The sequence below is a fragment of the Mesorhizobium sp. M7D.F.Ca.US.004.03.1.1 genome, from assembly GCF_003998635.1.
In the GTDB taxonomy this organism is placed as follows: Bacteria; Pseudomonadota; Alphaproteobacteria; order Rhizobiales; family Rhizobiaceae; genus Mesorhizobium; species Mesorhizobium loti.
In genome coordinates this window covers 1-6,070 of sequence record NZ_RZQG01000333.1, presented here as the reverse complement: position 1 = coordinate 6,070, position 6,070 = coordinate 1, and the positions used below count along the sequence as shown (strand labels likewise).

The window sequence follows — 6,070 nt, the reverse complement described above, 5'->3', positions numbered from 1 at the left end:
GTGCAGGAGCCGGCTGGGCTGGCGGCGCGGCATCCATCGACGGCTCGGCGCCTGGCGGCGTGGCCATCGGGGTTTGCGATGCCATATCGTCCTTGGTCAGCGGGTCGGACGGTTCGGCCTGTCTGACGACACGGTCCGGCGCGCTTTCTGCTGCCGGAAGCTGGATGTCTGTCTTTGGCTGGCCAGCGGCGTCGAATGAGGCGGTTTTCACCGGCTGCGAGGCGACGATCGGCGCGACGTCGTTGCTCGCCATCTGTGCGGGATCGGCGAAGAAGGCCTTGCCCAGTTGCAAGGCGCCCAGCGCCAGCAAGATCGCGGTCGTCCCCATCAGGATCGGCTTGCGCCGTGCCTTGAGCAGGTCGCCGATCCGTAGCGCCTTTACCGGTCCGGTCACCGTCGACTGGCGCTTCAGTGCATCGGCCTCGGCGGCCGCAGCCTGCGCCGCGCGCCGGGCCGCGGCGATGAAATCCGATTTCGCGGCATCGGTGTCGCTGGGCTTGGCCGGCTGGCCGCGCTCGTCACGCACGCGTTTCATGATGGCATTAAGGTCAGGTGCGCCGGAGCCGGGCTCCAGCGGCCGGTTGGCCATTTTCGGATCGAGCGGCTCGTCGAGATCGACGCTCGGTATTGGGGCACTCGGCGCCGAGCCGGCCAGTGGCGGAATGTCCGCCTCCTTCTTGCCCTTGAAGGCGCGGGCCAGCCCGCCGAACATCGATCTGCGGCCGCCCGCCTGTTCGTTCTTCTCGACAATCGCGTCGGAGCCGAGAGCAGCCATGGCCGCAGCCGCTGCGGCTTCGGCTGGCGTGCGCGTCCCCATACCCAAGTCGCTACGCAGACCCATGTCGCTACGTGCACTTAGGTCGCTACGAGCGCCCGGCTCATTGCGCAGGATGGCGGCAGCGCGGCCATCGAGATCGGCCATGTCCCCAGTCAATGGCAGAGGCTGATCGATATCCATCGACGGCGCGTCGACGGCCATCTTGGGTCGCCGTGCACCGCGCCAGTTGCTCGGCTCGACCGGTGCCGCATCCAGCAGTTCGCTCATCGCCTCGACCGGCTCGCCGGGTTCGAGCGAACCCAGCCGGTCGACGATCTTGAGCAACGTGTCGTGGATGGCCTCGAATGTTCTCGAATTGCGCTCGTCGGAGCGCCGTGTCAGCGTTTCAAGCGTCTTCAAATCCTGGGCGAGGCCGGAAACGGCGGTCGTATTGGCGCTCGAACCAGCCAGCGATTGCACCGCGTTCTCGGCCGCTTCGCGCGCCGCGCCAAGGATGGAATCGCGGGTTCCAGCCAGCGACTTTTCAATTTCGTTGAGACGCGGGCTGATGTCCTCGAATTCCGGCAGCGGCGTGCTGGGCTTGGAAAGATGGGCGGACAGGCCGGCGACCTGCGCCTCCAGACTGCGGATCAGCGCAGGATCGATGCCGGCCACCTGCGCGGCCGATGCGTCCAGCCGGCTTGAAATGTCTTCGAGCCGGCTTTCTAGGCCGCGGATCGCTGCTTCGCCCGCGGGATCGGGAACACGTGTTTCCATGCGCTTGGCCAGCGCGGTGAAGCGGGCATCGATGGCTTCCATGATGCCGGCGCTGTCGACCTGCGGCATGCGCTGGTCGAGCCTGTCGGCAACTTCGTCCAGCCGGCGTTCGAGATCGCGGAACAGCATGTTGCCCTGTTCGATAGCGTCACCCTGGCGGCGCTCCATCATGCCCGACAGCACGTCGAAGCGCTGCTCCAGCCCGTGGAAGATGTAGTCGGCGTCGGGCATGGCGGGTGCCTGGTCGATCTTGTCGGCAATGAGCGTGATCTGCTTGGCCAGGCGCTCCATCGCCTGCTCGGGCAGGTTGGCGCGGCCGGCGAGCTCGTCGACCCGGCTCGACAGCGTACCCAGCCGGTCCATGACCGCGTTGCCGGGACGATCCTGCGCCACTTCCTCGATCTGGCTGGCAAGCGAGTCGATCCGCTTCTCGATGCGCTCGAAAGCCTCGTGGTCGAATGAATTGGCTTGCGCCGCGACCGTCGATGCAACGATGGCGCGGGAAATCTCGTCCAGCCGCTCGTCGATCATGCCAAGCGTGTCGCTGCCGCGATTGTCCTGCTGGCTGGCGAAATGGTCGACGGCGCCGGCGAGCGTGCGCACCTTTTCCTCGAGCGAGCGCAGCGACAGCGATTCCGGCAGGTTGTTGACGGCATTGCTGATCTGCTCCAGCCGGTCGGTCAGCATTGAAAGGCCCGGGTCGTTCGAGCGCTTGCGCTGGTCGGCGTCGACGCGGTCCTCGAAAGCCGTCCAGCGGCGATCGAAATCGTCCCAGCGGCGGTCGACCTTTTGCACGCTCTCTTCGCGCGCCAGCGTCTCGAGCGCGGCTTTGACCTGTTCGAGCTCGAGTCGCAGCATGTTGACGCTTCTGTCGTCGCTCTTCTCGGCCAGCGTCTGGATGGCGCCGGAAAGTCGTTCGAATTCAAGACCGAGCTCGGCGCTGCCCTTGGCCGAAGCACCGGGCCTGGCGCCCGACTGGAAAGCCCGCTCGATGTCCTTGCGCAGCGCTTCGAATTCGCGCTGCAGCCCTGATGTCATCTGGTGGCGCAATTCCTCGCGCATGCCGCGCAACTCGCCGGCGATCTTGCCGACCATAGCCACGCCGTCCTCCTGGCCGCGCACGCGATCGATGTCGCGGGCAATGGCCTGGTAAGCGGTGGCTCCTTGCATCGGGCTTTTCGGGCGCGGCGCCGGCTGCGGATCCTCATACCAGCGCTGCTGGCCAGTGGGTCGGGCGGCGGGATAGCGCGCATCGGCGCCATATTGGCGAGGATCGGGTTGGCGGAGATCGGGACGTGCCATCGGATCCTCGCGCGTCCGCTCAAGCCGCTGCTCCAGCGTCTCCAGCGACTGGTTCAACTGCTCGAGCGTGGTCTGCGGCCTGCGCTGCCTGCCGGCGTTGAGTGTATCGAGATAGGACCGCTTGCTGTTCATAGGTGCGTCCGTCTTTCAGAATGGCTGGCTCGTGGCCAGTTCCCCCAAGTCCCTGCCGGAACGAAGGCGACCTGCGGCTATGCCGCGGCGGAAGACGAGCTTCCCGGGTTCTCACCCGCGCTCCGAAAAACCGTGAAAAATTCGATACAGGATAAACACGGGTAGCCGACGTGCCCACATTTCCCCCAACGTGGTAAACAACGCGTTAACCAAACTTAAGAAGTTGCAAGGAAGTTGGCTGCCGGCTTGACGGTGCGGCATAAAGCTCAGCCCGCAGAACGCCCTTGCGTCATGAGGCGGCTATCGGTATAGAATTGACGTAAACGTAAAAGGCGCATTCGAGCGTGCTATTTTGCGATTTGTTTGTTGAAACCACGACTGGAAGCAAGCCCCCGCTTCCAGTCAGGCGACGCACGGTCCAGGACCGCGACGCCACCAGACGGGGAAAGCCAGTGACCATGAAGCTTATCTCGGCCGGCGAGACCGCGGCCAATACCAATATGTCTGTCGAAACCGGCGAGGACCTTGTCCGCATCGGCGAGATGGCGAAGAAATACGGAGTGACGCTGCGCACGCTGCGTTTCTACGAAGACAAGGGCCTGCTCAACCCGCAGCGTGACGGTTCGACCCGTCTCTACACACGCCGTGACAAGGCCCGGCTGAAACTGATCCTGCTTGGCCGCAAGGTCGGGTTCTCGCTGCGCGACGTCAAGCAGATGATGGATCTCTACGATCCGACCGGTTCCAACACCAAGCAGCTCAAGCTCGCGCTGGACAAGTCGGAAAAGCAGCTTGCCCGCCTGCAGAAGCAGCGGGCGCTGATCGACGATGCCATCAACGAGCTAAGTGGCTCGATGTCGGCGGTGCGCCGAATGCTGACCGAGCGGTCGGCGCCGCAGGCGAGCGCCGCGAGCTAAGTCATCTACTGATTGCCTGACTATCAAGCCGCGTGGCACTGCCGCGCGGCTTTTCGTTGTCCTGACCCCACCAATATAGCCTTCGGCGCTGGCTTGCGCGACGTCGCGCCGCTACGCTCATTGCCGCAATGGGCGGGAAATCTTGTCGCATCGAAAAAATTGACGTTTACGCAAACGTCAATTTTTGCTATCCCGCTCCCAATATGGGTCCGCATGCCGCCCCTGGCTTATCTTCGGGGCATTCGGACCGGGTTTGCAGGGTGGAGAAAAAGCATGCCAACATACAGGGCTCCGGTCCAGGATACGCTGTTCGTGCTCAACGAGGTGCTGGGTTATCAGCGCTATTCGAACCTTCCCGGATTTTCCGACGCCACGCCCGATGTGCTCGAGGCGATCCTCGCCGAAGGCGCCAAGCTCGCCGAAAACGTCATGCAGCCGCTGAACCGTGTCGGCGACATGGAAGGCTGCGTGCGTCATGACGATGGCTCGGTGACCACGCCGAAAGGCTTCAAGGAGGCCTTCGACCAGTATCGCGAGGGCGGCTGGATGGGATTGGCCGCGCCGGTCGAGTTCGGCGGTCAGGGCCTGCCCTATGCCGTGCACACCGCCGTCGCCGAATATATGGTCTCGGCCAACATGTCGCTGATGATGTATCCGGGCCTGACGCAAGGTGCGATCGCGGCGATCATCACCCATGGCACCGACGAGCAGAAGGCGAAGTGGCTGCCCAGGATGATCGAGGGTGCCTGGACCGGCACCATGAACCTGACCGAGCCGCATTGCGGCACCGATCTCGGCCTGTTGCGCACCAAGGCGGTGCCGAACGGCGATGGCACCTACAAGATTTCAGGCCAGAAGATCTTCATCTCGGCCGGCGAACACGACATGTCGGACAACATCGTCCATCTGGTGCTGGCCCGCATTGAGGGCGCGCCGGAAGGCGTCAAGGGCATCTCGCTGTTCATCGTACCGAAGCTCATGCTCGACGCATCGGGCAATCCGGGCGCCAGGAACACCGTCTCCTGCGGCTCGATCGAGGAGAAGATGGGCATCCACGGCAATTCGACCTGCGTCATGAACTATGACGAGGCGCAAGGCACGCTGCTCGGCGAGGCCAATGGCGGCCTCAAGGCGATGTTCACGATGATGAACGAGGCACGCCTCGGCGTCGGCCTGCAGGGGCTGTCGCTGTCGGAGATCGCCTATCAGAACGCCGTCGCCTACGCCAAGGACCGCTTGCAGGGCCGTTCATTGTCGGGGCCGAAGGCGCCGGACAAGAAGGCCGACCCGATCATCGTCCATCCCGACATCCGCCGCAGTCTGATGACCATGAAGGCGTTCAACGAGGCCGGCCGCGCGCTGGCGCTGTGGACCGCGATCAAGTCCGACATCGCCCACCGCTCCGGTGATGACAAGGACCGCCAGGCCGCCGACGACTACACCGGCCTGATGACGCCGGTGGTCAAGGGCGTGCTCACCGACAAGGGGTTCGACCACGCCGTCATGGCGCAGCAGGTGTTCGGCGGTCACGGCTACATCGAAGAGCATGGCATGAGCCAGTTCGTGCGCGATGCCCGCATCGCCATGATCTATGAAGGCGCCAACGGCATCCAGGCGCTCGACCTCGTCGGCCGCAAGCTCGGCCTGAATGGCGGCCGCGCCGTGCAGGCCTTCTTCAAGGAGGTCGGTGAGTTCTGCGAGGAGAGCCGCTCCGACGAGAAGATGGCGCCGTTCACAAAGGCCTTGAAGAAGGGTCTCAACGATCTGCAGGCGGCGACCATGTGGCTGGTGCAGAACGGCATGGCCAAGCCCGACAATGCGGGCGCCGCCTCGACCGACTACATGCATCTCTTCGGCCTGGTGGCGCTGGGCTACATGTGGGCGCAGATGGCCAAAGCGGCACTTGGCAAGACGGGCGCCAACGGTTCCCAGTCCTTCTACGACAACAAGGTTGTGACGGGGCGCTTCTTCATGGAGCGGATCATGCCGGAGACGTCGGCGCACCTCGCCCGGATCTCGAGTGGTGCGGACACGCTAATGGCCCTGCCGGCGGAAGCGTTCTAAAGATGGTTCCCCTCCCCCTTGAGGGGAGGGTGGCCCGGAGGGCCGGGTGGGGTCCTGCGTGAAGTGCGCCGACCTCAACTCTAACGATGTGCTCTGGGAGGAGTATCATACCAACATGACC

Annotated in this window: 3 protein-coding genes; 2 read left to right on the top strand and 1 reads right to left on the bottom strand. The window is 64.2% G+C overall.

Going from position 1 to position 6,070, the window contains the following annotated elements:
• Positions 1-2,968 (bottom strand): peptidoglycan-binding protein (locus EN935_RS18870; RefSeq protein ID WP_127373511.1); only part of this gene is annotated, 2,968 nt, incomplete at its 3' end.
• A 458-nt stretch (positions 2,969-3,426) separates the two neighbouring features.
• On the opposite strand from EN935_RS18870, the gene EN935_RS18865 reads away from it, so the two are divergent.
• Together EN935_RS18865 and EN935_RS18860 are read left to right on the top strand one after the other, a co-directional pair.
• The gene (locus tag EN935_RS18865) at positions 3,427-3,885 is read left to right on the top strand and encodes a MerR family DNA-binding transcriptional regulator (protein WP_127265127.1); all 459 of its coding nucleotides are present in this window, start codon (positions 3,427-3,429) and stop codon (positions 3,883-3,885) included.
• A 273-nt stretch (positions 3,886-4,158) separates the two neighbouring features.
• A complete protein-coding gene (locus EN935_RS18860; RefSeq protein ID WP_109666495.1) occupies positions 4,159-5,949 on the top strand; it encodes an acyl-CoA dehydrogenase in 1,791 nt (596 codons plus the stop codon).
• The last annotated feature ends 121 nt before the right edge of the window (positions 5,950-6,070 follow it).